Source organism: Pseudomonas sp. Sample_21 (assembly GCF_004307525.1).
Lineage (GTDB): Bacteria > Pseudomonadota > Gammaproteobacteria > Pseudomonadales > Pseudomonadaceae > Aquipseudomonas > Aquipseudomonas atacamensis.
Genome location: NZ_RCNZ01000064.1, coordinates 1 through 26,373 on the forward strand (window position 1 = coordinate 1; position 26,373 = coordinate 26,373).

The 26,373-nt window shown below is 61.8% G+C and carries 26 protein-coding genes; 12 read left to right on the forward strand and 14 right to left on the reverse strand.

What is annotated here, in order from left to right:
• The 4 genes from D8U71_RS10425 to miaB form a co-directional block, all read right to left on the reverse strand.
• A partial coding sequence (locus D8U71_RS10425) for a CBS domain-containing protein (RefSeq protein ID WP_130887724.1) occupies nt 1-629 on the reverse strand: 629 nt, incomplete at its 3' end.
• Nucleotides 630-634: 5 nt separating this feature from the next.
• Nucleotides 635-1,129 (reverse strand): rRNA maturation RNase YbeY, encoded by a 495-nt coding sequence (ybeY, locus tag D8U71_RS10430; RefSeq protein WP_016773042.1) that lies wholly within the window; start codon nt 1,127-1,129, stop codon nt 635-637.
• Nucleotides 1,122-2,114 carry a PhoH family protein gene (locus D8U71_RS10435; protein WP_016773043.1) on the reverse strand — a complete coding sequence of 331 codons (993 nt, stop codon included), beginning with the start codon at nt 2,112-2,114 and terminating at the stop codon, nt 1,122-1,124. The genes ybeY and D8U71_RS10435 overlap by 8 nt, the downstream gene beginning before the upstream one ends.
• Before the next feature lie 214 nt (nt 2,115-2,328).
• Nucleotides 2,329-3,657, reverse strand: a complete 1,329-nt coding sequence (miaB, locus tag D8U71_RS10440; protein ID WP_016773044.1) for a tRNA (N6-isopentenyl adenosine(37)-C2)-methylthiotransferase MiaB — start codon at nt 3,655-3,657, stop codon at nt 2,329-2,331.
• Nucleotides 3,658-3,789: 132 nt separating this feature from the next.
• On the opposite strand from miaB, the gene D8U71_RS10445 reads away from it, so the two are divergent.
• Nucleotides 3,790-4,119 carry a DUF1820 family protein gene (locus D8U71_RS10445; protein WP_016773045.1) on the forward strand — a complete coding sequence of 110 codons (330 nt, stop codon included), beginning with the start codon at nt 3,790-3,792 and terminating at the stop codon, nt 4,117-4,119.
• A 175-nt stretch (nt 4,120-4,294) separates the two neighbouring features.
• On the opposite strand, the gene D8U71_RS10450 is transcribed toward D8U71_RS10445, so the two are convergent.
• The 4 genes from D8U71_RS10450 to D8U71_RS10465 all read right to left on the reverse strand — a co-directional run bounded on the left by D8U71_RS10450 (nt 4,295) and on the right by D8U71_RS10465 (nt 7,812).
• Nucleotides 4,295-4,849 carry a tetratricopeptide repeat protein gene (locus D8U71_RS10450; protein ID WP_016773046.1) on the reverse strand — a complete coding sequence of 185 codons (555 nt, stop codon included), beginning with the start codon at nt 4,847-4,849 and terminating at the stop codon, nt 4,295-4,297.
• Between the two features lie 224 nt (nt 4,850-5,073).
• Nucleotides 5,074-6,357 (reverse strand): glutamate-1-semialdehyde 2,1-aminomutase, encoded by a 1,284-nt coding sequence (hemL, locus tag D8U71_RS10455; RefSeq protein ID WP_016773047.1) that lies wholly within the window; start codon nt 6,355-6,357, stop codon nt 5,074-5,076.
• A gap of 15 nt (nt 6,358-6,372) precedes the next feature.
• Nucleotides 6,373-6,996, reverse strand: coding sequence for a thiamine phosphate synthase (gene thiE / locus D8U71_RS10460; RefSeq protein WP_076564266.1), 624 nt, complete (start codon nt 6,994-6,996; stop codon nt 6,373-6,375).
• Nucleotides 6,997-7,014: 18 nt separating this feature from the next.
• Nucleotides 7,015-7,812 (reverse strand): hydroxymethylpyrimidine/phosphomethylpyrimidine kinase, encoded by a 798-nt coding sequence (locus D8U71_RS10465; protein WP_130887725.1) that lies wholly within the window; start codon nt 7,810-7,812, stop codon nt 7,015-7,017.
• A gap of 301 nt (nt 7,813-8,113) precedes the next feature.
• Between D8U71_RS10465 and D8U71_RS10470 the strand changes: the two genes are divergently transcribed.
• The 4 genes from D8U71_RS10470 (at nt 8,114) to D8U71_RS10485 (ending at nt 14,601) form a co-directional block, all read left to right on the forward strand.
• Entirely contained in the window at nt 8,114-10,465 is a 2,352-nt protein-coding gene (locus D8U71_RS10470; protein ID WP_130887726.1) for a hybrid sensor histidine kinase/response regulator, read from the forward strand.
• A gap of 95 nt (nt 10,466-10,560) precedes the next feature.
• Entirely contained in the window at nt 10,561-12,210 is a 1,650-nt protein-coding gene (locus D8U71_RS10475) for an acyl-CoA dehydrogenase family protein (protein ID WP_130887727.1), read from the forward strand.
• Between the two features lie 183 nt (nt 12,211-12,393).
• Nucleotides 12,394-13,893, forward strand: coding sequence for an AMP nucleosidase (gene amn / locus D8U71_RS10480; protein WP_016773051.1), 1,500 nt, complete (start codon nt 12,394-12,396; stop codon nt 13,891-13,893).
• Nucleotides 13,894-14,004: 111 nt separating this feature from the next.
• Nucleotides 14,005-14,601 carry a pseudouridine synthase gene (locus tag D8U71_RS10485; RefSeq protein ID WP_177180910.1) on the forward strand — a complete coding sequence of 199 codons (597 nt, stop codon included), beginning with the start codon at nt 14,005-14,007 and terminating at the stop codon, nt 14,599-14,601.
• Here D8U71_RS10485 and D8U71_RS10490 read toward each other — a convergent pair.
• Complete coding sequence (locus D8U71_RS10490) at nt 14,596-14,805, reverse strand: DUF2788 domain-containing protein (protein WP_016773053.1); 210 nt, start codon at nt 14,803-14,805, stop codon at nt 14,596-14,598. The genes D8U71_RS10485 and D8U71_RS10490 overlap by 6 nt on opposite strands.
• A gap of 171 nt (nt 14,806-14,976) precedes the next feature.
• Nucleotides 14,977-15,456: an Lrp/AsnC family transcriptional regulator gene (locus D8U71_RS10495; protein ID WP_007909658.1), complete on the reverse strand. Its 480-nt coding sequence runs from the start codon at nt 15,454-15,456 to the stop codon at nt 14,977-14,979.
• Between the two features lie 449 nt (nt 15,457-15,905).
• On the opposite strand from D8U71_RS10495, the gene D8U71_RS10500 reads away from it, so the two are divergent.
• Entirely contained in the window at nt 15,906-16,844 is a 939-nt protein-coding gene (locus D8U71_RS10500) for a DUF6515 family protein (RefSeq protein WP_130887729.1), read from the forward strand.
• Here D8U71_RS10500 and D8U71_RS10505 read toward each other — a convergent pair.
• The gene (locus D8U71_RS10505; RefSeq protein ID WP_110602883.1) at nt 16,838-17,734 is read right to left on the reverse strand and encodes a cation diffusion facilitator family transporter; all 897 of its coding nucleotides are present in this window, start codon (nt 17,732-17,734) and stop codon (nt 16,838-16,840) included. The two genes, D8U71_RS10500 and D8U71_RS10505, sit on opposite strands and share 7 nt — an antisense overlap.
• 13 nt (nt 17,735-17,747) lie before the next feature.
• Nucleotides 17,748-18,167 (reverse strand): hypothetical protein, encoded by a 420-nt coding sequence (locus tag D8U71_RS10510; protein ID WP_016773056.1) that lies wholly within the window; start codon nt 18,165-18,167, stop codon nt 17,748-17,750.
• Between the two features lie 110 nt (nt 18,168-18,277).
• Here D8U71_RS10510 and hrpB point away from each other — a divergent pair, with 110 nt between their 5' ends.
• The 3 genes from hrpB (at nt 18,278) to D8U71_RS10525 (ending at nt 21,938) form a co-directional block, all read left to right on the forward strand.
• Entirely contained in the window at nt 18,278-20,797 is a 2,520-nt protein-coding gene (hrpB, locus tag D8U71_RS10515; RefSeq protein WP_130887730.1) for an ATP-dependent helicase HrpB, read from the forward strand.
• 129 nt (nt 20,798-20,926) lie between these two features.
• Nucleotides 20,927-21,499, forward strand: a complete 573-nt coding sequence (locus D8U71_RS10520) for a hypothetical protein (RefSeq protein ID WP_130887731.1) — start codon at nt 20,927-20,929, stop codon at nt 21,497-21,499.
• Between the two features lie 13 nt (nt 21,500-21,512).
• Nucleotides 21,513-21,938, forward strand: coding sequence for a hypothetical protein (locus D8U71_RS10525; protein ID WP_130887732.1), 426 nt, complete (start codon nt 21,513-21,515; stop codon nt 21,936-21,938).
• 11 nt (nt 21,939-21,949) lie between these two features.
• Here the strand turns inward: D8U71_RS10525 and D8U71_RS10530 are convergent, their stop codons facing one another.
• The gene (locus tag D8U71_RS10530; protein WP_024014427.1) at nt 21,950-23,029 is read right to left on the reverse strand and encodes an endonuclease/exonuclease/phosphatase family protein; all 1,080 of its coding nucleotides are present in this window, start codon (nt 23,027-23,029) and stop codon (nt 21,950-21,952) included.
• A 75-nt stretch (nt 23,030-23,104) separates the two neighbouring features.
• On the reverse strand, nt 23,105-23,779 hold the full coding sequence (locus tag D8U71_RS10535; protein ID WP_016773061.1) for a YciC family protein: 675 nt from the start codon (nt 23,777-23,779) through the stop codon (nt 23,105-23,107).
• A 177-nt stretch (nt 23,780-23,956) separates the two neighbouring features.
• Here D8U71_RS10535 and D8U71_RS10540 point away from each other — a divergent pair, with 177 nt between their 5' ends.
• From D8U71_RS10540 to D8U71_RS10555, 3 genes are all read left to right on the forward strand, one after another.
• Complete coding sequence (locus D8U71_RS10540) at nt 23,957-24,718, forward strand: DUF2076 domain-containing protein (RefSeq protein ID WP_123443290.1); 762 nt, start codon at nt 23,957-23,959, stop codon at nt 24,716-24,718.
• Nucleotides 24,719-25,009: 291 nt separating this feature from the next.
• Nucleotides 25,010-25,489 carry an NYN domain-containing protein gene (locus D8U71_RS10550; RefSeq protein WP_056790604.1) on the forward strand — a complete coding sequence of 160 codons (480 nt, stop codon included), beginning with the start codon at nt 25,010-25,012 and terminating at the stop codon, nt 25,487-25,489.
• 35 nt (nt 25,490-25,524) lie between these two features.
• Entirely contained in the window at nt 25,525-26,130 is a 606-nt protein-coding gene (locus D8U71_RS10555) for a 3'-5' exonuclease (RefSeq protein WP_123443291.1), read from the forward strand.
• Nucleotides 26,131-26,373 lie beyond the last annotated feature (243 nt).

Genomic DNA, 26,373 nt, shown 5'->3' on the forward strand with positions numbered 1-26,373 from the left:
TTGATCAGGAAGTCACCGCTGGGCAGCGGCTTGATGTAGCTGTCTTCTTCGACGTCGTGCTCGTCCTCGATGTCGCCGACGATCTGCTCGAGGACGTCTTCGATGGTCACCAGACCGGCGACGCCGCCGTACTCGTCGATGACGATCGCCATGTGGTTGTGGTTGGCGCGGAATTCACGCAGCAACACGTTCAGACGCTTGGACTCCGGCACGAAGGTGGCCGGGCGCAGCAGGTCCTTGATGTTGAAGCTGTCGCCGTTCTCCTTGAGGATCAGCGGCAGCAGATCCTTGGCCAGCAGCACGCCCATCACGTCGTCGTGGCTTTCGCCGATGACCGGATAGCGCGAGTGGGCCGAGTCGACCACGGCAGGGAGGAATTCGCGGGGTGTCTGGGTCGCCTTGATGCTGACCATCTGCGAGCGCGGCACCATGATGTCGCGCACTTGCAGGTCAGCCACCTGGATGGCGCCTTCGACGATGGCCAGCGCTTCGCTGTCCAGCAGTTTGTTCTGATGTGCATCACGCAGCAGCTCGAGGAGCTCCTGACGGTTCTTCGGCTCGTGGGCAAAAGCCTGGGTCAGTTTACCCAGCCATGACTTCTGCCCGTTGCTCGATCGATCTTCGCTCATAGCGATTACTCTGAATCCTTTGTTGTAACGATGGGGGAGTGTTCGGTTTCGTCATCCGCGTACGGATCGGGATAGCCCAGTTCAGCAAGCAACTCGCGTTCCAGTGCTTCCATTTCTTCGGCTTCGTCGTCATCTATATGGTCGTAACCGAGCAGATGCAAGCAGCCGTGAATGACCAGATGTGCCCAGTGGGCCTTTAGTTCCTTGCCCTGCTCGGCGGCTTCGCGTTCGACCACGGCCACGCAGATCACCAGATCGCCGAGCAGCGGAATATCGAGAAACTCGTCAGGCACTTCCGCCGGGAACGACAACACATTGGTCGCGTAGTCCTTGTGGCGCCAGGTGTGATTGAGCTCGCGGCCTTCTTCCTCGTCGACCAGACGAATGGTCATTTCCGAATCAGCGCTGCGCTGGCGCAGGGCCAGTTCGCACCACTGGCGGAACTCGGCTTCACTCGGCGCGCTGGCCTCGGTGGCGATTTGCAGATCCAGCTCAAGCATCGCGCGAGGCTTCCTTCGCAGCTTCGGCACGGGTCTCGAAGCGCTCGTAGGCCTCGACGATCCGCTGCACCAACGGGTGGCGCACGACGTCTTTGGGCTGGAAATGGGTGAAGCTGATGCCCGGCACGTCTTTGAGCACTTCGATCACATGGTGCAGGCCGGACTTGGTGCCGCGCGGCAGGTCGACCTGGGTGATGTCGCCGGTGATCACGGCGGTGGAGCCGAAGCCGATGCGCGTGAGGAACATCTTCATCTGCTCGACGGTGGTGTTCTGGCTCTCGTCGAGAATGATGAAGCTGTTGTTCAGCGTACGACCGCGCATGTAGGCCAGCGGCGCGACTTCGATCACCTGTTTCTCGATCAGCTTGGCGACGTATTCGAAACCGAGCATTTCGTACAGCGCGTCGTAGAGCGGGCGCAGGTACGGGTCGATCTTCTGCGACAGGTCGCCGGGCAGGAAGCCGAGTTTTTCCCCCGCTTCGACCGCCGGACGCACCAGCAGGATGCGGCGGATCTGCTCGCGCTCCAGCGCATCTACCGCGCAGGCCACGGCCAGATAGGTCTTGCCGGTACCGGCCGGGCCGATGCCGAAATTGATGTCGTTGCCGAGGATTTCCTTCACGTAGCGCTGCTGATTCAAGCCGCGCGGGCGAATCATGCCTTTCTTGGTGCGCAGGGCGACGGTCGCTTCGGCAGGGGCCGGGTTGTCGATATCTGCTGATTCCTGAATGAACAGGTGAACCAGGTCTGGCGACAGCTCGGTACCCTTGGTTTCGCGGTACAGGCGGCGCAGCAGGTTTTCCGCGGACGTGGTGAGTTTTGGATCGCCAATCAACTCGAACTGGTTTCCGCGATTGCGGATCTCGATGGCCAGGCGCTGTTCGATCAAGCGCAAATGCTCGTCGAATTGCCCGCACAGATTGGCGAAGCGGCGAGCCTCAAAAGGCTCGAGGAGAAAACGATGTGGTTCGATGGGTGCGTTCAAGGTCGTATTTAGCCGCCCTGGGGCAATTAGGATGAAATCAAGGATAACGCCAGTGGCGTGGGTGCGAAAGCTCTTAAATATCTCAGCCGATCAGCGCCGCTGCGCTTTACCTGTGGGAGCGAGCCTGCTCGCGAAGGCGGCGACACATTCAAAATTGATGTGTCTGACAGACCGCCTTCGCGAGCAGGCTCGCTCCCACAGGAGAAATGCGGCGTTATTGAATTAAAGAACCACGCAGCGAGTGCGGTTGCGCGGCGTCGATGTGCACGTCGGCGAACTGGCCGATCAGGGTGGGATTGTCGCAGCGGAAGTTGACGATACGGTTATTCTCGGTGCGGCCCTGCAGCTCGCCCGGGTCTTTCTTCGAGTAATCGGTCACCAGAATGCGCTGGATCGAGCCGACCATTTGTCGGCTGATCTCGAAGCCCTGCTGATTCAAACGATGTTGCAGCGCGTTGAGGCGTTCTTTCTTCAGTTCTTCCGGCGTGTCATCGGCCAGATCGGCAGCGGGCGTGCCCGGGCGCTGGCTGTAGACGAACGAGTAGGAGAAATCGAAGCCGACATCGGCAATCAGCTTCATGGTCTGTTCGAAGTCCTTCTCGGTTTCGCCGGGGAAACCGACGATGAAGTCCGAACTGATGCAGATCCCCGGTACGGCGGCGCGCAATTTGCGCAGTTTGGATTTGTACTCCAGCGCCGTGTGGTTGCGCTTCATCGCCGCGAGAATCCGGTCCGAGCCCGACTGCACCGGCAAGTGCAGGTGCTTGACCAGTTCCGGCACTTCGGCGTGGGCCTGGATCAGGCTGTCGGAGAACTCCAGCGGATGCGACGTGGTGTAGCGGATGCGGTCGATGCCATCGACAGCGGCGACCACGCGGATCAGTTCGGCCAGATCGGCCAGACGACCGTCATGGGTCTGGCCGCGATAGCCGTTGACGTTCTGCCCGAGCAAGGTCACTTCACGCACGCCGTGTTCGGCCAGGTGAATGATTTCCGCGATCACGTCGTCGAACGGTCGGCTGACCTCTTCGCCACGGGTGTACGGCACCACGCAGAACGTGCAGTACTTGCTGCAACCTTCCATCACTGACACATAAGCGCTCGGGCCGTCGATACGCGGCTCCGGCAGGTGGTCGAATTTTTCGATTTCCGGGAACGACACGTCGACCTGCGGCAGCTTGCTGCTGCGCGCGGCGTCGATCATCTCCGGCAGACGGTGCAGGGTCTGCGGGCCGAACACCACGTCAACGTAAGGAGCGCGATCGCGGATCGCCGCCCCTTCCTGACTGGCCACGCAACCGCCGACGGCGATGACCATATCGGGGTTGGCCAGCTTCAGTTCGCGCCAGCGGCCGAGTTGCGAATACACGCGGTCTTGCGCACGTTCGCGGATCGAGCAGGTGTTGAGCAGAATCACGTCGGCGTCTTCCGCGCGGGCGGTGACTTCCAGGGCCTGATGTTCGCCCAGCAGATCGACCATGCGCGAGCTGTCGTACTCGTTCATCTGGCAACCGTGGGTTTCGATGTAAAGCTTCTTGGCCATGGATTCGGGTCGTCACGTGATTCAAAGAACCGCGCATTATAGGGAACAAGCCGTCAGGTTCCTACCGCTGTGCGTCCGGTGGCTATGCTATAGTTCGCGCCCTCATTTTTACCCCGATGTTATCCGCCCGCCATGACCAAACGCGAAGCTCCAATCTACAAGGTGATTTTCCTCAACCAGGGCCAGGTGTTCGAAATGTACGCCAAGCAGATCTATCAAAGTGATCTGTGGGGTTTCCTGGAAGTTGAAGAATTCGTCTTTGGCGAGCGCACGCAAATGGTCGTCGATCCGAGCGAAGAAAAGCTCAAGGCGCAATTCGAAGGCGTGGTGCGCAGTTTTGTGCCGATGCATTCGATCGTGCGCATCGACGAAGTGGAACGTCTGGGCACGCCGAAAATCAGCGAGGCCCGGGGCGCGGTCGGCAATGTCATGCCGTTTCCGATGCCGATGCCTGAAAAGTAACAGCGGATTCTGGATTGGAATGAGTTTGTGGTGAGGGGATTTATCCCCGCTCGGCTGCGAAGCAGTCGCAATCCATCCAGCAATATGTGTCAGACAGAACCGGGTTGCAGGGTTTGGGGCTGCTTCGCAGCTCAACGGGGATGAATCCCCTCGCCACAGGTCATCTCCACAGCCTTTAGGGCAGTGGGGAGAATGGCGTGCGCCCGTCGGCGTTCTGCAGTTCCATCAGGTATTTGCGGAAAATCTGCCCGAGCACCTGAGTGGCGGTTTCGAGATCTTCGCGGGACATTTTTTCCGAGACTTCGTCAGCCGTGTCCAATGCCTCTTCAGCACCGTTGACCGCTGCCATCTTCAGCACGATGTAGGCCTGGATATTGTTGGCCTGCACGCCTTCGCCGTGGAAGAACATGCTGCCGAGCTTGAATTGCGCCTGGGCGTGGCCTTGCAGCGAGGCCTTTTCGAAATAGCTCAGGGCTTGATTGAGGTCGCGCGGCGCGTTCTTGCCGTCGTAGTAGAACTCACCCAACTCGTATTGCGCTTGCGCGTCCCCTTCGTCCGCCGCTTTCTGGCAGGCGGCCAATGCCTGCGTGACGTCTTGCGGCTGAGTATTGAGGGTGCAACGACCCATCGCCGGGATCAACAACGAGTTGCCGCCTGCTTGTGCATGCGCGAGCAGGGGCTGAAGGAGCAACAGGCAGCCCAATGCAAGGGTGCGGCCGGTGCGGTTCATGGGAATCGACTTACCTCTGAAGGGCACGCGGACCCGTCGAGGGATCCAATAAGCGCGCATTATGAAATAAGCAGGGCCAACCTTACAAAGTCTTTACTCGTTTTTCTGCTGCGTGGGGAATATATCGCCCGATTCAGGCAGGATTTTCGCAGACGCGTCGGAAAAGCCGAGCGGATGTAGGCGAAAGCTGACGCTGGCCATAGCCAACGTCAGCGGTACGGCGACTATTTCAATGCGGCGAAGGCGCGCTCGGCAGCGTCCAGCGTCAGTTGCAACTCGGCTTCGCCGTGGGCGATCGAGGTGAAACCGGCTTCGAAAGCGCTCGGCGCCAGGTACACGCCACCTTCCAGCATCAAGTGGAAGAAGCGACCGAACATTGCCGCGTCGCTGGCCATCACGTCGTCGAAGGTGACGATGTCGTCGGCGCCGCTGAAGTACAGACCGAACATGCCGCCGGCCTGAGTGGTCACGAACGGGATGCCCGCAGCATCGGCACGCTGTTGCAGACCGTCGAGCATGCGCGCGGTGTAGTCGGTCAGTTCGGCGTGGAAGCCCGGGCGGCTGATCAGACGCAGGGTCGTCAGACCGGCAGCCATCGCCAGCGGATTACCCGACAACGTACCGGCCTGATACACCGGGCCCAGTGGGGCGATGCGCTGCATGATTTCGCGTTTGCCGCCGAAGCAGCCCACCGGCATGCCGCCGCCTATGATCTTGCCGAACGTGGTCAGGTCCGGTGTCACACCGTAGTGCGCCTGGGCACCGCCGAGGGCGACGCGGAAACCGGTCATCACTTCGTCAAAAATCAGCACCACACCATGTTTGTCGCACAGCGAACGCAGGCCTTCGAGGAAGCCCGGCGCTGGCGGCACGCAGTTCATGTTGCCGGCGACCGGTTCGACGATGATGCACGCGACGTCCTCGCCCACTTCAGCGAGCATCGCTTCAACCGCGTCGATGTCGTTGAACGGCAGGGTCAGGGTGTGTTTGGCGAACGCTGCCGGCACGCCGGCCGAGCTTGGTACGCCCTGGGTCAGAGCGCCGGAACCGGCCTTGACCAGCAGGCTGTCGGAGTGGCCGTGGTAGCAGCCTTCGAATTTGATGATGCTGTCGCGACCGGTGTAACCACGGGCCAGACGGATCGCGCTCATGGTCGCTTCGGTGCCGGAGCTGACCATGCGCACCATGTCCATTGACGGCACCAGCGAGCAGACCAGATCGGCCATCTCGGTTTCCATCGACGTCGGCGCGCCGTAGGACAGGCCGTGTTGCAGTTGATTGCGCACCGCGTCGAGCACGTCCGGATGGCTGTGGCCAAGGATCATCGGCCCCCACGAACCCACGTAATCGACATAACGCTTGTCATCTTCGTCGGTGACGTAAGCGCCTTCGGCGTGTTTGAAGAACAGCGGGGTGCCGCCGACGCTCTTGAACGCGCGCACCGGCGAGTTGACGCCGCCGGGGATGTGTTTCTGAGCATTGGCAAACAGGGTTTCGGAACGAGACATGATCGGGCTCTCAAATCAGATTTTCAGAAGTTCGTTGAAGGCGCGGGCGCGGCGGGTCACTTCGGCGCTGCTCTCGGCGCCGAACAAACCGTGGATCACGGCGAGCAGATCGACACCGTGCTCGACCAGTGGCGCGGCGTTATCGAGGGTGATCCCGCCGATCGCGCAGATCGGCAAGTGCAGCGTGCGTTTGGCTTCGTCGAGCAAGTCGAGGCTGCAACTCGGCGCACCGGGTTTGGTGGTGGAATTGAAGAAGCGGCCGAAGGCAACGTAACTCGCGCCTTCTTTGGCAGCCTGTTCGGCCAGGGCGATTTGCCCGTGGCAGGTCGAACCGATGATCGCTTTCGAACCGAGCAGGGCGCGGGTCGGCGACAGCGGGCCGTCGGTCTGCCCGAGGTGCACGCCGACGTTGAGGCGTGCGGCCAGCTCGGCGTCATCGTTGATGATCAGTTGCGTCTTGTAGCGCTCGCACAGGTTGCGCAACGCCTCGGCCTCGCGCAGACGGCGGGCCTCGTCGCTGCTCTTGTCGCGGTATTGCAGCAGGGTGACGCCGCCGTCGAGCGCCGCCTCCACGTAAGACAGAAACTTGCCGGCCAGCAACTGGCTGTCGGTAATGGCATACAGGCCACGTAGTTTCATCGGGCAGACCTCACGACGTTACGAGCAGAAATCCAGCGGCAGGCGACGCGGCACGAACTGGCCTTTGCCCAGTTGTTCGGCATCGCGCAAAGTCCGCCAGGTGTAATCCAGCGCACTGCGCACGGCACTGGCCAGGTGTTCGCCCTGAGCGAGTCGCCCGGCCAAAGCGCTGGCCAATGTGCAACCGGAGCCGTGATAGCTGCCCGGCAGACGCTGGCAGATAAAGGTTTCGCGCAGGCCGTCGCGGCTGTACACGCGGTTGTGGATTTCAGATTCGTCGCCATGGCCGCCGGTGATCAGCAGGTTTTTGACGAATGGCAGGAGTTTTTCCGCGCACTCGTCGGCCGTGCCTTCGGGCAGTTCGGCGAGGATGCGCGCTTCAGGAAGATTGGGCGTGGCGATAATCGACAGCGGCAGCAGACGCTCGCGCATCGCGTAGCCGACCTCGTCCTTGCCCAGGCGTCCGCCGCCGCCGGCACGCAGCACCGGGTCGCAGACCACCGGCAGATGCGGGTGCGCCGAGAGCAGTTCGACCACGGTGTCGACCATCTCCAGCGAACCGAGCATGCCCAGTTTCACTGCGGCGACTTCGGAATCGTTGAGCACGGCGTTGGCCTGGGCCAGTACCCACTCACGGTCGAGGACGCGGAAGTCAGTGACGTTGACGGTGTCTTGCACGGTCAGGGCGGTGACGGCCGGAGCCGCATGGCAACCCTGCGCGAGCAGGGCTTCGATATCTGCCTGCAAGCCGGCGCCACCACTGGGGTCGTGGCCGGAGAGACAGAGGACAACGGGGCGGGAGCTGTAGATATTCATGGTGCGCGAGCTTACCACCAAAGCTGATTTTGGGGTGTGGGTGGCAGAGCAAGATAAATGCAGGAGCTGCCGGAGGCTGCGATCTTTGACGTTCCTGACCATTCCAACAGCTCTATCTCGGTGCTTTGCCCTGGAACGCCCGTTCTAGAGCCGTTGTAGGAAAAATTTCCATGGTGCTCAATGGCCATCAACGGCTATGCTAGGCTGGATCCAAACAATCACAGGTAATACCGGTTTTACGTCTACTCAAAGGGAATGGGGGGCTTCCTGACACAACCGGACGAGCCACGCTGGGGCTTCAATGCGCTATTTGCTGATGTTGCTGTTCTGCTTGCCCCTTATGGCGAGCGCCGTCGAATTCGACGAATTCACCCAGAGCCTGCCACTGGGCCGATCGCTGCAAGTGTTCGAAGACCCGAGCGGTCAGGCGACGATTGCCGACGTCCGCGCGCAAGATGCCGCCGGCCAGTTCAAAGCCCACGACAAAGCCACGCTCAATGCCGGTTACTCGCGTTCGGCGTTCTGGCTGAAGATCGACCTGCATTACCGCCCGAGCAACCCGGCCGCCCAGCGCACCTGGCTGCTCGAACTGGCGTATCCGCCGCTCGATCATCTCGATCTCTATTTGCCCGACGCCACCGGTGCATACCGACTGGTGCGCCAGACCGGCGATGCCTTGCCCTTCGCCAGTCGCGAGATCCGCCAGAACAACTACCTGTTCGACCTGCCCTTCAAACCGGATCAACAGCAGACGCTGTACCTGCGACTGGCCAGCGAAGGCTCGATCCAGGCGCCGGTGACGTTGTGGTCGAGCACCGCGTACCTCGAAGATCAACCGGTGCGCCTGTATGTGCTCGGCATCATTTATGGCGTACTGCTGGGGATGCTGGTCTACAACCTGTTCATCTACCTGAGCGTGCGCGACACCAGTTACCTCTATTACATCTTCTATATCGGCTCGTTCGGCCTCTATCAATTGTCGGTGAATGGCGCGGCGGTCGAGTATTTCTGGCCGGACAACCCATGGTGGGCCAACGCCGCGACGCCGTTCTTCATCGGTTGCGCCGGGCTGTTCGGCAGCCAGTTCGCCCGCAGTTTCCTGCAGACCAAGACCCACAGCCCCTGGCTGGATCGCTTGCTGATCGGCCTGATTGCCTTCAGTGCACTGGTGATCGGTCTGTCGCTGATGACCAGTTACGCCCTGGCCCTGCGCCTGGCGACCACACTGGCGCTGACCTTCACCGTGGTGATCTTTGCCGCCGGGATCCTTGCCTGGTGGCGCGGCCTGCGCGTGGCGCGTTACTTCATCATCGCCTGGTCGGCATTCCTGCTCGGCGGCATCGTCAATACGCTGATGGTGCTGGGCCTGCTGCCCAACGTGTTTTTGACCATGTACGCCAGCCAGATCGGCTCGGCGATCGAGGTTGCGCTGCTGTCGCTGGCGCTGGCCGATCGCATCAACGCCATGCGCGAACAACAGGCGCAGACCTTGTTCGACGCCGGGCAGAAACTCGAAGTGCTCAACCAGCAACTGGCCCACAGCAACAAGCTCAAGGACGAATTCCTCGCGACGCTGACCCACGAATTGCGCACGCCGATGAATGGGGTGATCGGTTCGCTGGAGCTGATGCAGACCGTCGACCTCGATCCCGAGCTTGAGCAATATCAACAGACCGCCGCCGGTTCCGCCCGCGACATGATGCGCATGGTCAATGGCATCCTCACGCTCACTGAATTGCAGGCCGGCAAGCTCAAGGCGACGCCGGGCAGTTTCAGCCTGCGCGCAGTGGTCGAGGCGTTGCGCGTGCAGTTCGAAGGTAATGCGGCGAGCAAGTCGCTGGACTTCAAAGTCGAGGTGCTGCCGACCTTGCCGGATCGCTTGCTCGGGGACAGCGCGAAACTGGCGCAGTGCCTGGAATGCCTGCTGGACAATGCGATCAAGTTCACCCGCGTCGGCGGGTTGGCGCTGCGCGTCACCGGGCGGCCGTCGGCGGATGAGCGCATGGCGCTGTCGTTTGCGGTGATCGACACCGGTATCGGTTTCACTGACCTGGGTGAGGCGACCCTGTATCAGCGTTTCTTCCAGCTCGACGGTTCGATGACTCGCGAATACGGCGGTCTCGGTGTTGGTCTGGCGATCTGTCGGCAACTGGTCGAATTGCTCGGCGGCAAACTCACCCATCGCTCCGAGCCGGGACGCGGCAGCCGCTTCCAGCTCGATGTCGAATTCGAACTGCCGGTGATCGAAGCGCCTGCGGATCAGCCGCCTCGCGATTGCATTCGTGCGCCGCAGGACTGCACAGTGCTGCTGGTGGACGACAACAGCGTCAATCAATTGGTGATGCGCGGCATGTTGCTCAAGCTCGGTTTCCGCGTGCGCAGCGCGGATAACGGCGCCGCCGCGCTGGACTGCCTGCAACGGGAAAGCTTCGATGCAGTGCTGATCGATTGCCAGTTGCCCAACCACGACGGCGCATCGCTGTGCTGCCAGATCCATGCATTGCCAGGCTGCGCGCATTTGCCAGTGTTCATGCTGGCGCTGGGTGCGGATCGCGAGCAATGCGCCCCGGGCGCGCCTATCGACTATCTGCACAAACCGGTGAAGTTCGAGGATCTGCAGGCTGCTTTACAGCGCCGCGTACTCAGTTGCTGATGGGGTAAAAGCGCCGCAAAAACGGCGCCTATGACACTTTGTTCAAAAAAGCACCAGTGCTTAACTGGTGCCATTGCTGAACACGGAGCGCCGTCATGAACCTGCATCAGTTCGCCGAAACCCACGAAGTCACCAATCAGCCGCCGTCGCTGGACGGCACCAACCTGTACCGCATCGACCTGCCGCTGCAGGAGTGGTCGCGGCGTTTTGGTGCCGGTTGGGCCGAGTCGCGCATCGATGCCTATGGCGCACTGGCGGGTGGGCCGCTGATGGAGGCGGGGTTTCTCGCCAACCAGAACAAACCGCTATTTGCCAGCCATGATCGCTACGGCCATCGCATCGATCTGGTCGAGTTTCACCCGGCTTACCATGAGCTCATGCGCACGGCGATCGAACATGGCCTGACCTCGCTGCCTTGGGCACACCCTCAGGACGGCGCGCATGTCGCCCGCGCGTCGATGACCTATCTGCACAGCCAGGCCGAGGCCGGCAGTGGTTGCCCGCTGACCATGACCTTCGCCAGCGTGCCGGCCCTGCGCTTGCAGCCGGAGCTGGCTGAGCAGTGGCTGCCGAAAGTCCTCGCCACCGAATACGATCCACGCAACGTCGGCATGGCGCACAAGGCCGGCGTGACCATCGGCATGGCGATGACCGAGAAGCAGGGCGGCACCGACGTTCGCGCCAACACCACCAAAGCCTATCCGGTCGGCGCCAGCGGCCCGGGTCAGGCCTATGAACTGGTCGGGCACAAGTGGTTTTGTTCGGCGCCGATGTGCGACGCCTTCCTGACATTGGCGCAAACCGAAAAGGGCTTGAGTTGCTTCCTGCTGCCGCGCCATCGCCCGGACGACACGCGCAATCAGTTCTACATCCAGCGTCTGAAAAACAAACTCGGCAACCAGTCCAACGCCTCCAGCGAAGTGGAGTTTCGTGGGGCGCTGGCGTGGATGATCGGCGAAGAAGGGCGCGGCGTGCCGACCATTATCGAGATGGTAGCGATGACCCGTTTCGATTGCATGGTCGGCTCCAGCTCGCTGATGCGCCAGGCGCTGACCCAGGCCAGCCATCACTGCGCGCACCGCAAGGTCGGCGGCAAATTGCTCAGCGAGCAGCCGCTGATGCAAAACGTGCTGGCCGATCTGGCGCTGGAGAGCGAAGCGGCGTTGGCGCTGAGTCTGCGCATGGGCAAGGCGCTCGATCATCTGGATGATCGCCACGAAGCGCAGTTCGCGCGGCTGGTGACGGCAGTGGGCAAATACTGGATCTGCAAGCGCGCGCCAGGAATGATCAACGAAGCCGCCGAATGCATGGGCGGTGCTGGATACGTCGAGGACAGCATCCTGCCGCGCCTGTACCGGGAAGCGCCGGTGAACTCGACGTGGGAAGGTTCGGGGAATGTGCAATGTCTGGATGTGCTGCGCGCATTGTCGAAGGAGCCGGGTGTGTTGGATGTGCTGTTCAGCGAACTGGGCGACGGCCATGGCGACAAGCGTCTGGCCGCGCACATTCAGCAGTTGCAGGCGCAGTTCAAGGACACCAGTGATATTCAGTATCGGGCGCGGCAGTTGACCGAAGACATCGCGCTCGGGTTGCAGGCCAGGCTTCTGTTGGAGGCGGGGAATTCAGCCGTAAGCGATGCTTTCATTGCCAGCCGTCTGAGCGGTGGCGGTCGCGTCTACGGCGCGTTGCCGCGTGGGCTGGACGTTGAAGCGATCGTCGCCCGCTCGACTCCACCGCTTTTCTGACCCACCTCAAATCTCCCCCTGTGGGAGCGAGCCTGCTCGCGAAAGCGGTGTGTCAGTCGACATCTTTATTGGATGATCCACCGCATTCGCGAGCAGGCTCGCTCCCACAGGGGACATCATTGGTCTGCAGATTTAAGTATCGCCACAACGCCACTGTTCCCGTGCGTCCACGATGCAGGCAAGATGAAGCTCTGCAAGTCAGAACACAGGAAGCTGATCGTGACCGAAGCGTTTATTGTCGTTCAAACCGCCGAACAAGCCGTGGATCGTCTGGCCGAGCTGCATGAGCGGGCCACCACTGCGCTGAATTCTGCCCTCAAGCGTTACCTCAAGGACCGCGTCGAGCCCGACGCCGAACAGCGTGCCCTGTTTCGTTATCCCGAACTGCGTCTGACCTACCACTGCCAGGGCGAAGTGCCGCAGACTACCCGCGCTTACGCCAAGGTGCAGTTGCCGGGCACTTACAGCGTCACCGTCACCCACCCGGCGGCGTTTCGCAAATACCTGCTCGAACAACTGACGCCGTTGATGCACGACTTCACCGTGACCGTCGAAGTCGGCGTCAGCCAGCAGAACATTCCTTATCCGTACGTGGTCGAGCAGGGCGATGAACTGGCCGGTTCCGGCGTCACTGCAGCGGTGCTGGCGCGGGTGTTCCCGAGCACGGATCTGTCCGCCGCCACCGATGGCATTGCCGACGGCCTCTACGACTGGGAAAACACCGATCCGCTGCCACTGGCGCTGTTCGACGCCGCGCGCGTGGATTTCTCGCTGCGCCGGCTGGTGCATTACACCGGCAGTGACTGGCGCCATGTGCAGCCGTGGATTCTGCTGACCAACTATCACCGCTACGTCGACCAGTTCATCGTTCATGGTCTGGAGCAGTTGCGCCGCGACCCGCGTTTCGTGCGCATGGTCCTGCCGGGCAACGTGATCATCGAGAAGAGCATGGACCACGGCGAAGCCTCGGCGATTGCCGCCGGTGTGGTCTGGCACCGTTACCAGATGCCGGCCTATCACCTGATCGCCAGCGATGGCCACGGCGTGACGCTGGTCAACATCGGTGTCGGCCCGTCCAACGCCAAGAACATCACCGATCACCTGGCCGTGCTGCGCCCGCATTGCTGGCTGATGATCGGCCACTGCGGCGGCCTGCGTCAGTCGCAGACCATTGGCGATTACGTGCTGGCCCACGCCTACATGCGTCGCGACGGCATTCTTGATCGTGTGGTGCCGCCGAATATTCCCATCCCGGCACTGGCCGAAGTGCAGCTTGCTCTGCAGCAGGCGGCGGCGAATGTCACTGGCGAGAAGGGCGACGATCTGAAGAAGCGCCTGCGCACCGGCACGGTTCTGACCTATGACGACCGTAACTGGGAATTGCGCTGGGCTCAGGAGCGGCCGCTGATCAACCTGTCCCGCGCGGTTGCGGTGGACATGGAAAGCGGCACGATCGCAGCGCAAGGTTATCGCCTGCGTGTGCCTTACGGCACGTTGCTCTGCGTTTCGGACAAACCACTGCACAGCGAAATCAAACTGCCGGGCTCGGCCAACGCCTTCTATGAGCGCGCGGTCAGCCAGCATTTGAAAATCGGCATCGAAGCGGTGGATCTGCTGCGTACCGAACTCAACTCGCTGCACTCGCGCAAACTGCGCAGCTTCGACGAGCCGCCGTTCCGTTAACGGTTAGTCGTGGTCATTTGGCGGTCGGGGCACTAGCATTGTCAGCCCTGATCGCTAAATGTTCTGTCTCTTATGTCCCGTCCCCCGCGTCCACCTTCCCGCCGTCCCGGCATGAAGCCTCAGTCTTCTGCCCCGCGCCGTGTTGCCAAGGCACCACCGGCCGAGCCGAAACTGATCCTGTTCAACAAACCCTTCGATGTGCTGACGCAATTCAGCGACGGTGAAGGGCGGGCGACACTCAAGGATTACATCGATGTGCCGGGGATTTATCCGGCCGGACGTCTGGATCGTGACAGCGAAGGTTTGTTGCTGCTGACCAACGACGGCCAGTTGCAGGCGCGCATCGCCGATCCGAAACACAAACTGGCGAAGACTTATTGGGTGCAGGTGGAGGGCGAGCCGACGGCCGAGCAGTTGCAGCGCCTGCGCGATGGCGTCGAGTTGAATGACGGCATGACCCTGCCCGCCGAAGCGCGGCAACTGGCTGAGCCGCAGTTATGGCCGCGCAATCCGCCGGTACGCTTTCGCGCGACCATACCGACCTCGTGGCTGGAATTGGTGATTCGCGAAGGGCGCAACCGTCAGGTGCGGCGCATGACGGCAGCGGTCGGATTGCCGACGTTGCGTCTGGTGCGGGTCAGGATTGGTGACTGGACCATTGAAGGGCTGGATCAGGGCCAGTGGCGGGAAGTGCCGGCGCGCTTATAAGGCGCCGGATTCAATCAGGCCGATCACCACACTTTTGATGATGAACGCGGCCACGCCCAGGCCCAGCACGAAAAACAGAATGAACGAGCCGAACCGCCCGGCCTTGGACTTCTTCGCCAGATCCCAGACGATGAAACCCATGAAAATGATCAGGATGCTGACCAGACCGGTCATCATCCACTCTTCGAACAGTGCTGGATCCATTGGCGATCTCCGGCGCGGACAGGGCTGAAAGGGCGGCGGCGAGTATACGCCAAGGGCGGATGGCGGGGCATTGATCTGCGTCGCCTGTGCCGGCCCCTTCGCGAGCAGGCTCGCTCCCACAGGTTGAAATGCATTCCAAATGTGGGAGCGAGCCTGCTCGCGAAAGGGATATCAGCTACGCAAATGAGTCAGCGGCAGTTCGGTGCTGTTGAGCACCTGATTCAGCACAAAACTCGACCGCACGCTGGTGACCCCCTCGATCCGGGTCAGGTGCCCCAGCAGTAATTTCTGATAGTGATCCATATCCGGCACCACCACTTTCAACTGGTAGTCAGCATCCACTCCGGTCACCAGACTGCACTCCAGCACTTGCGGCAATGTGCGGATTGCCGCTTCGAAATTCTCGAAGCGTTCCGGCGTGTGCCGGTCCATGCCGATCAGCACATACGCGGTCAGACTCAGCCCGAGCATCTTGCGATCGAGCAATGCAACCTGGCGCGAGATATAGCCATCGTCTTCCAGTTGCTTGACCCGGCGCGAGCAAGGCGAGGGCGACAGACCGATGCGCTCGGCCAGTTCCTGGTTGGAGATACGGGCGTCGCGCTGCAATTCCGCCAAAATACTCAGGTCATACCGGTCGAGTTTGCTCATCAATCTGTCCTTGGTCGTAACTATTGCGGCGGATTATCTATCCAGGGTTAAAAATTGCGCAAGCAGTGTTTAATTGAGCAATTTTCGCAATCCTCTGTCGCGGCTTCAGGCCTATTCTTATCACCAGAATCACTGCTCGGTAACACAGTCCACGCGGCCCGCCCAATCAGGCCCGCCGCGGCCGCCACCCCCACCGGGGATGTGCCGGCCCCCGAGCTGCACACTGTCCAGAAGACGGCGTGAGGTGAGCCGACGTCAAAAGCGTCGAGCCAGGACGAAGTTCTCAGAAGGGAGGCCGACGGGTCTCCCTTTTTTCTTGCCTGCGATTTCATCTTGGCGCCTCAATAAATAAGTCGCGCGACTGATAACCTGTTGCAGAACCCGGTGGGGCTGTTTCGAGTCTCAGCAACAAGCCCTGCCAACGACAGGCTCCCGCAGTGAGGAAAGGCATGAATTCGCGCATCTGGCGTCTGGCCGGTGTTGGTTTGCTGTGTGTGGGGGTCAGTGCGCAAGCGCTGGCCGATGAGCCGCAGAATCGCGGGCCGGGCAACGGGCCGCAGAACGACGGGATCATCCGTGGCGACAACAGCCGTCAGTTCGAGCACAACGGCCAGCCGCATAACAATGACGGTCAATGGCAGAACCGCAACCGTGCCGATGAGCGTCCGCAACCGCCTCGCCAGCCGGGCAACAACCTGCCGATCCAGCCGCGACCCGACGCCGTGCGCCAGACCCAGGAACCGCGTCAGGGTTACTACCGCGACGAGCGCCCGCAAAACGGTTACCACAATCAGCAATGGCAGACGCAGCCGCGTCCCGATGACAACCGCTGGCCGGGACGGCCGAACGGTCATGGCAATGGCTGGGGTCCTGGCCCGCAGTATCGTCCGGGCCATGTGATCGATCGTTTCCCGGATCGTGATTACCGCGTGCCGTATCGCGGTCAGGATTACTTCTATTCCGGCGGCTACTGGTATCGCCCGCAAGGCCCGCGCTACATCGTCGTGCAACCACCGCGCGGGATCCGCGTCCAGTATTTGCCGGATTACGCCCGTGAAGTGTGGATCGGCGGCTCGCTGCTGTTCCTCGCCGCCGGCTCGTATTACGCCTATCAAGAGGCGACGCAGGATTACGTGGTGGTCGAGCCGCCGCTGCAGCAACCGCCGCAACCGCAAGCTCAGGGCTATGACGTCGAAGCCTACCCGGCCAACGGCCAGTCGCCGCAGCAAGTGCAGCAGGACGGTTACCAGTGCTCTCAGTACGCGGTGCAGCAAAGCGGTTTCGACCCGCGCGCCGCGACCTATCAACCGGCACCCGAAGTGGTTCAGGCCTATCGCCAGGCGCAGGGCAACTGCCTGAGCAGTCGCGGTTATCAGGTCAATTACTGAGTGCGGGCGGCGAGCACTACTTCCTGTGGGTCAGCGTGCACCAGCACTTCGGCCTTCGGATAGGCCTTGTGAATCGCCGCCGCCGCTTGGTCGCTGATGCCATGGGCGACTGACAGGGTCAGTTCGCCCGGCAGTTCCAAGTGCAATTGCACAAACCAGTGGTTGCCCGAGATCCGCGTGCGCAGGTCGTGCGCACCCAGTACGCCGGGGACGCTGCATGCCAGTTCGAGCATGTGCTGGCTGACATCGGTCGGCAGTTCCTCGTCCATCAACACCGAAAAACTTTCCCGGGCGATCTGAATCGCACTCCAGAAAATGTACACGGCGATCCCCAGCCCGAACCACGCATCCAGTTGCGCAAAACCCATCGCGGCCAACACCAGCGCGATCAGGATGCTGCCGTTGAGCAGCAGGTCCGAACGGTAATGCAGCGAGTCGGCACGCACGGCGTTGGAGCCGGTCTGCTTGATCACCCGGTGCTGCAACATCAGCAGCGCCGCCGTCAGCAGCAGGGAAAACACGATCACACCGATGCTCAGCCACGGTGCGCCAAGCGGTTCCGGCGTCTGCAAGCGTTGGTAGGCCTGAAACGCGATCAGCACCGCGCTGCCACCGATGAACAACGCCTGGGCCATGCCCGCCAGCGATTCGGCTTTGCCGTGGCCATAACGGTGATCATCATCCGCCGGGCGCAAGGCGTAATGCACCGCCAGCAGGTTGAGCATCGAGGTGACTCCATCCAGCGCCGAGTCGGTGAGGCCGGCGAGCATGCTCACCGATCCGCTGAGCCACCAGGCAATCGCCTTGGCGACGATCAGCGTGCAGGCGACCGCCACCGAGGCGCGGGTCGCCAGCCGCAGCAGGCGGGCGTGTTCAGGGCTGGAGGTCATTGAACGTCCTTATTCAAGCAGCCGGTTGCAGGCCGAACATCGCCAGTTGCTGAGTGCTGCCCTTGTGCTGGATCAGGCGCGGATCATCCAGAGGAAAATCTCGGCCCAGCTCGCTCTCGAGAATCGCCTGCAACTTGTGATTGTCGACCTGACCGTCGGGGCCGATGGCTTGCTTGAGCTTGGCCGGATCGATCTGCGCGGTGTGGCCCGGTTCGAAATAGATCGCCCCGGTGGCGAAGTCGACGGCAAACGCGATCAGCCCGGGAATGATGTAGAACAGCAGGCCGACGGCATCGAGCACGGCAATCGCCGGGTCGATCTTGCCGTCGATCTGGCCACGCCGGTCCGGGTAGAAAATCGAACCGCACGCCGACAGTTGCGTGAGCAGAGTGGCAACCAGAACACCGCCGATCAGGCGAGAGGGTAAGCGCATGGAAATGTCTCCTGAGTCATCAAATAACGAAGCTTCGTCTTGTGAAGTTAAGACCCTGACGAACGCCCGGCAGTTCGCCGTTATACTCGGCCCTCTGTTTGGGAGCCAGCATGATTTCTTTGCCGATCGACGATGTTTTACCCGCCCTGCGTGAAGCCCTCGCGTCACGCCACGAAGCCGTGCTCGAAGCACCGCCCGGCGCCGGTAAAACCACCCGCGTGCCTTTGGCCTTGCTCAACGAGGCCTGGCTGGTCGGGCAGACCATCGTCATGCTCGAACCACGGCGCTTGGCTGCGCGGGCGGCGGCGGAGCGTTTGGCCAGCGAGCTCGGCGAGCAGGTCGGTGAAACTGTCGGCTATCGCATCCGCCTCGACAGCAAGGTCGGCCCGAAGACGCGTATCGAGGTGGTCACCGAAGGCATCCTCACCCGGCGCTTGCAGGACGACCCGGCGCTGGAGGGTGTGGGCCTGCTGATCTTCGACGAATTTCATGAACGCAGTCTCGACGCCGATCTGGCGCTGGCCCTCAGTCTGAACGGTCGCGAGCTGTTTCGCGCTGAACAGCCGCTGAAGATTCTGCTGATGTCGGCGACCCTCGAAGGCGAGCGCCTGGCCGGCTTGCTCGATGACGCGCCGATCCTGCGCAGTGAAGGGCGCATGTACCCGGTGACGATGCGCTGGGGCCGGCCGTTCCAGCCGGGCGAATATATCGACCAGCGCGTTACCCAAACCGTGCTCGAAGCGCTGCACGACGAGACCGGCAGCCTGCTGGTGTTCCTGCCGGGACAGGCGGAGATCCGTCGCGTACATCAGCAACTGGTCGACGCAATCGGCGAGCGCAAAGACGTTCTGCTGTGCCCGTTGCACGGCGAACTCGACCTCAATGCGCAACGTGCAGCGATCGATCCGGCGCCGCCCGGTCAGCGCAAAGTGGTGCTGGCAACCAACATCGCCGAGACCAGCCTGACCATCAACGGCGTGCGCGTGGTCATCGATGCCGGATTGGCGCGGGTGCCGCGCTTCGACCCGGGCAGCGGCATGACCCGCCTCGACACCCAACGCATCTCCAAGGCCAGCGCCACCCAGCGTGCCGGCCGCGCCGGGCGACTGGAGCCGGGCGTGTGTTATCGCTTGTGGTCACAGGATCAGCACGAACAACTGGCGGCTTATGGCAGCGCGGAAATTCTCTCGGCGGATCTGGCCAGCCTCGCTTTGCAACTCGGGCGCTGGGGCGTGACCCCGGGCGAACTGGTCTGGCTCGACATACCGCCCGCCGCCGCGTATGCCCAAGCGCAGGATCTGCTGCAACGCCTCGGCGCCTTGCACGGCGACACGCTGACGGCCCACGGCCAAGCCATGGCCGAACTGCCGGCGCATCCGCGCATCGCGCATTTGCTGTTGCGCGGTCAGGCGCTGGGGCTGGCGGCGATGGCCTGCGATGTGGCGGCGCTGCTCGGCGAGCGCGATATCCTGCGCGGCGCTGGTGCGGATCTGCACAGCCGATTGGTCCTGCTTTCCGGCGAAGAACGTGCCGGTCGTGTCGCGCAGGGCGGGGTGCAACGTGCCCGGCAATTGGCTCGGCAGTATCGCGGCTACTTGCGTGGCAAGCCGAGCGAACCGGTAAACGATCCCGAGCATCCGCGCTGGCTCGGCGCGCTGCTGGCGCTGGCCTACCCGGATCGCGTCGCCCAGCAACGGCGTGCCGGTGGGGCCGAATACCGTTTGGCCAACGGTCGCGCGGCGCTGTTCGCTGAGGCCGATAGCCTGATGAAGCACGAGTGGATTGTTATTGCCGACCTCGGCAGCCGTCAGGGCCAGCGCGAAGAACGCATCTATCTGGCGGCGGATTTCGATCCGGCGCTGTTCGATTCGGTGCTCGCCGAGCAAGTGCGCAGCGTCGATCAACTCGATTGGGATGAACGCGAAGGCGTGCTGCGTGCCGAGCGCCAGCGCAAGGTCGGCGAGCTGATTCTGAGCCGCGAACCTTTGACCGGTCTGGATGAAAACGCGCGCAGTCAGGCGCTGGTCAATCTGGTGCGGCGCAAGGGTCTGGAGTTGTTGCCGTGGACGCCGGAACTGCGCCAATGGCAAGCGCGAGTGGCGCTGTTGCGCCAGCTCGATCTGAGCACTCAGGACGACAGCCAATGGCCGGATGTCAGCGATGCGGCATTGTTGAATACCCTGGAAGACTGGCTGATGCCGTATCTGGGCAAAGTCTCGCGGCTCAGCCATTTCGCGAACCTCGACCTGTCGAGCATCGTGCGCAATCTGCTGCCGTGGCCGCTGCCGCAGAAGCTCGACGAACTGGCGCCGCATCATTTGAACGTGCCGTCGGGTTCATCGATTCGCCTGGATTACAGCGAACATCCACCGATTCTCGCGGTGCGTTTGCAGGAGCTGTTTGGTCTGGCCGATACGCCACGGATCGCCGGCGGCCGGCAAGTGGTCAAGCTGCATTTGCTGTCGCCAGCGCGGCGGCCGGTGCAGGTCACGCAGGACCTGGCCAACTTCTGGCGCAGCACCTATGCCGAAGTGAAGAAGGATCTCAAGGGGCGTTATCCGAAGCACTATTGGCCGGACGATCCCTTGGTCGCCGAAGCCACGGCGCGGGCGAAACCACGCGGCACCTGACCCGCAATGGCTGCGCGCCATTAGCCCATCCGTGCTAATTGCCCTTGGTTGTTCCGGCTCGCAAAATCGCCGCCTGAACAATAACAGCCTTGTTGCCTGGCAACTTGCGCCCAAGGAACGGAACTGCCCATGACCACTTTTTTCAAGCTCAAGAAGTTGATCTTCTTGTCGGCTGCGCTATTGGCCGCCTCCAGTTCGGCCATGGCCGAAGAGCCCGATCCGATTGGCGACTGGTGGATTATCTACGGCAACGGCGTGCCCCAGAAAAACATCATGTACGTCGCCGATGCGACGTCGGTGGTGCCTTCGCAGAAAACCAAAGGCGCAACCTTGGTCGCGGTGACTCTGGTTTATGAAGAGCCGGGCAAACCGATGATCGACGTCTATAACCTCGAAGCCCAATGCTCTACGGGCAAGGTGCGTTTTATCAATGGCCAGTCCATTGAGCGTCTCGCCTACACCATGCGTCATCTGAAAGTTGCCAACCAATGGCAGGCGCCGAAAGAGTTCTGGGTCCAGCAAGCGCTGAAGTTTGCCTGTGCGCCGGGCAGTCGCGCGAAAAACGACATGGCCGCCGTGGGCAAGATGGAATACCTGCAAATGATCGAGATGCTGCAGCAGATGTTCTTCAAGCTCGCGCCGATTCAGCAAAAGAGCCAGATGATGGACAACATCGACAGCCTGCTCGAACTGAAGAAATAAGCCGAGGCATCCAATGACTTACACACGTTTATGGCTGGCAGCCCTGCTGGCAGGATTGCTCTTGAGCGGCTGTTCCACTATCGCGCAGAGCCGCTGGGAAGGCCGTGATATGCAGGAAGCACTGGACCTGTTCGGCACGCCCGACTCGATGGCAAAGGAAACCGGCCCGAACGGCGAACCCTTGGCCGTACTGACCTGGCACAAGTCCGCGAGCTGGACCTCCACCGAAGCGGCCGGCACTTCGATGACCCATACCGGCAATGGCATGGTGTACACCGAGCACTATCAACAGGTCGGCCACAGTTCTACCTGCAAGTTGCAGGCGAAGATCAATCAACAGAAGAAGATCGCCCAGTTCCTGATTGAAGACGGGCGAATACTGCATGGCAAGTGCGCCAATGTCCGCTATGTTCCGGGCTACGTTCCGCCCGGCTTATAAGGGCAAAGCGCTCAGGGCGCAGCGGGCAGGAGGAACCGCGCAATCACCGGCAAATGGTCGGAGATGCGCAAGGTATCGTCCTGCCGCACCTGCGCTTGCAGGCGTTTGAGCTTCGGGCTGTAGAACAGATAATCCACCGTGCGATCCGGGCCGTTGAGGCCGGGGTCGTTGGGGTAATGGGTCAGCCATTTGGCTCGATCGATACCGCCGGCCTCGTTGTTGGTCGGGATCATCGGGTACTTGTCCCACAGCAGATGCAGTTCGCTGTCGGCAGAGTAGGGCGTGCGCCGCTCGACCGGCAGGCGTCGATACTGGCCCAGCGGCAGCAGATTGAAATCGCCACCGATCAGCCACGGCAGGCCTTGGCTTTCATACTTGTCGAGGACTTTGGCCACGGCAGCCACTTGCGCCTGCACGTTGCCGTCCGCCTGGCTGGCGCGCTGCAAGTGGGTGTTGAACACGGTCAGTTGTCCGCCATCGCTGAGCGGCAGTTTGACTGCGAGCAAAGCGTCTTTGGGCTGGAACTGGCGGCTGATGAAGTTGCTCGGGGCGACGGGCAGTTGCAGGCGTTCGGCGTGTTCGATGCGATAGCGGCTCAGCGTGGCCAACTGGCGGCCGACGCTGCCGTAGATATGTGGCTCGGGGACGAAATCGGCTTTCCAGTCGAAGGCGCTGGCACTGCACGGATACAGGTCGGCGACGCGTTCCTGCAACAGCTTGAGCTGATTCTGGTAGTCACTGGCCTTGGCGCCGTCGTCGAGCTCCTGCAACAGCACCACATCCGGTTGTTCGTCACGGATCACCCGCGCTACTTCGTCGAGGCTGAACGCCATGTCTTCGGCGGTCGGCGCCTCATCGTCGCCTTCGGCCAGGTCATTCCAGAATACGTAGCGCTTGCCGGCGAGGAACTGCACGTTCCAGGTCATGACTTTCAGCGCTTGCCCCGGCACCAGCGTCGGCGCGGTAGTGCCGCAACTGACCGGTAGGGTTTCGCGGGCATCGGGGCGCCAGGTCAGGCTGAACAGCAGCACGCCGAACAGGACGGCGGCGAGGATGACGAGGAGCAGGGTGTAGCGCAGCAGACGGGTCATGGCTCGGCTTATAGCGTTACAGAAAGTGGCCCCGAGCATACCTGACGGCAGCGGCGAAGCCCAAGCACGGCGCGGTCAGACTGCGCCGTTACGTTTGTCAGGCAATTCGCTGATCAGCATGAACAGACGGAACAGCACCACACTGGTGAACAGTTGCAGAAAGCTGTGAGCGCTGTCGATCAGCCCGGCAATCAGCGGATTCTGCGGTTCGGGGTACACCGCCAGCGTCGCGCCTTTGAGGAGCCACAACGGTGTCATCACGCAGAGAATGCACAGCAGGATGCGCCAGAAGTGCCCGCGCGTCAGGCGCAGACTTTCCTTCATCGCCTGCAACGGCCCGAGGCCGCGCAGCACCAGCAGGTATTCGGCGAAGGCGAGCATGACCATCAGCATCAGGCCGGGCAGGAAGTACAGCGACAGGCCGAGCAGAATCAGCAAGGTATTGAGCGCGGTCAGCACCGCGAAGCGCGGCCACAGGGTGGCGGCCATCGCCAGCAGGTCGCGGTTGCGCGGCGACTCGCCACGGCTGCGCGCATCGAGAAACAGGATCAGCGCGGCGGTGTACAGCGGATACACCAGCAGGCCGACGATGATGCTGACGCCGGCGAAGGTGTCCGGCCCGGTGGCGTGATCGACCGCCTGCTGCAAGAAAGCTTCGACAATCACCAGCGGCAGGCACAACTGCACGATGCTGCCCAGATGGCGTTTGAAAAAATACAAAGAGTCGCGCAGTACTTCGAGGGCATTCATCAGTCGGTATCGCAGGTCGAAAACAGTGGCTCACTTTAACCGATGCAACGCGGGCCGACACAAACGTAAACATTCGGTAAAGGTCATTGAAACGTTTTGTCACTGTCTCCATTACAGGAGAGCACCACGCCCAGAGTGGGCGCGGGCACGTTATTACCGGCAATCTACGAGGTCGCCATGAACAGCGAAGAGCAAACCCTGATCGATGGACTGTTTTCCCGGCTGCAACAGGCCGAAACGGAGGCAGCCCCGCGCGACGCCCAGGCCGAGGCGCGGATCAAGGAACACCTGACGCGCCAACCGGCGGCAGGTTATTTCATGACCCAGGCGATTCTGGTGCAAGAGGCCGCGCTGAAAAGCCTCGACGAGCAGAACAAGCAGCTGACCCAGCAAGTCCAGCGCCTGCAGGCCGAGCTGCAATCGGTCAAGGCCCAGAGCGGCGCACCGGCATCCAGCGGTGGCGGTGGCTTCCTGTCGAGCATTTTTGGTGGCGGCAACTCACGTCCGGCGCCGAGCCAGAGCGCCGCACCGTCGTCCTCCGGCGGCTGGCGTGAACCGGCACCGCAGCAGAGCTACCAGACTCCGGCACCGCAACAGAACTTCGGCGCCGCGCCGCCCAACTATGCGCAGCAGGCAGCCCCGGCGGCGGGCAACAGCTTCCTCGGCGGCGCGCTGAAAACCGCTGCAGGCGTGGCCGGCGGTGTGATGCTGGCGCAGGGCATCAGCAGCCTGTTCCACCACAATCAGCAACCGGAAGAAATCGTCGAGGTCATCAAGGAAGAACCGGCGCAGGTCGCCGATCAAAGCAACAACGGCTGGGGCGATGATCAGCGCGTGGCGGACAACGGCTTCTCTGGCAATGACCAGGGCGGTTTCAGCGACGCCGATTACAGCAGCGACAATTCGTCGTTCTTCGATGACGACGACTCCTTTGTCTGACATCGCCTTTGAAGGCAGACATAGTCTCTGAAGGCTGACATGTACACTGTGGCGAGGGGATTTATCCCCGCTGGGCTGCGCAGCAGCCCCGCTTTTCCTGATTGGAGCGAGGACTGCTGCGCAGCCCAACGGGGATGAATCCCCTCGCCACACTCACCACTCGTCAGCAGCACCTTTGCGCCTGTGGCCGATTATTCGCGGAACCCTCCTTCGGGCTGGCATACTGAGCGCCTTTTTCGGGCCTGATCGCCTGACCCCGCTTCGTGCGCTTGCACGCTCACAGGAACTCCGGTGAAAAAAATCGCAGTGTTCGCCGATGTGCAGAACCTCTACTACACCGTGCGTCAGGCCTATGGTTGCCACTTCAACTACGCCGCATTGTGGGCCGACATCAGCAAGAACGGGCAGATCGTCGAGGCTTACGCCTACGCGATCGACCGTGGCGACAGCAAGCAGCAGCAGTTTCAGCAGATCCTGCGCAACCTCGGTTTTACCGTGAAGCTCAAGCCCTACATCCAGCGCAGCGACGGCTCGGCCAAGGGCGACTGGGACGTGGGCATTACCCTGGACATCATGGACGCCGCCGACCATGTCGACGAAGTGGTGCTGGCCTCCGGTGACGGCGATTTCGACATGCTGCTCGAACGCATCATCAACAAGCACGGCGTGCAAGCAGTCGCCTACGGCGTGCCCGGCCTGACCGCCAACTCGCTGATCCGCGCCGCCAGCCGCTACGTGCCGATCGAAGGCGCGCTGTTGCTCAAGAGCTGAGCTGAACAACAGATTTGAACGGAGTACACCCCGGTTTGGAACGCATTGCAGTCATCGACTTTGAAACCACCGGCCTGTCGCCGAACAGCAGCTGCCGCGCCACGGAAATCGCCGTGGTCATGCTGGAAAACGGCCGCATCGTCGAGCGTTACCAGAGCCTGATGAACGCCGGCGTGCGCGTCCCCGCGTTCATCGAGCAACTGACCGGCATCAGCAACGCCATGCTGCGCACCGCGCCGCCGGCCGAGCGGGTGATGGAAGAGGTCAACGAATTCGTCGGTTGTACGCCGCTGTTGGCGCACAACGCCTCGTTCGACCAGAAGTTCTGGGATTTCGAACTGGGGCAGATCAAACGCACACGCCTGCAGAATTTTGCCTGTTCACTGCTGCTGGCGCGGCGCCTGATGCCGGCGGCGCCGAATCACAAGCTCGGCACGCTCACCACGTTCGCGCAGTTGCCGCATACGGGCCAGGCTCACCGGGCCATGGCCGACGCCGAGATGGCGGCCAATCTGATGGCGCATCTGGCGCAAGAGTTGCGCGGCAAGCACGGGGTGCGCGAGTTGAATCACGACCTGCTGTGCAAATTGCAGAAAGTCCCTGCGGCGAAAGTCGGCGAGCATTTGCAGCGTTATCGCTGATGCCAGGCACTCCGACTGATCGTTCCCACGCTCTGCGTGGGAATGAAGTCCAGGACGCTCGGCGTCCCTTTCAAAGCCGAACGCAGAGCGTCCGTTGAGGCATTCCCACGCGGAGCGTAGGAACGATCCAAGATGGATGTCTGCTGATACACCGCCTTCGCGAGCAAGCTCGCTCCCACAAGGACCTTGTCGGTCTCAGCTGCTTTCATGCAAAAGTGTACCGGCGCGAAAAACAGGTTTTGT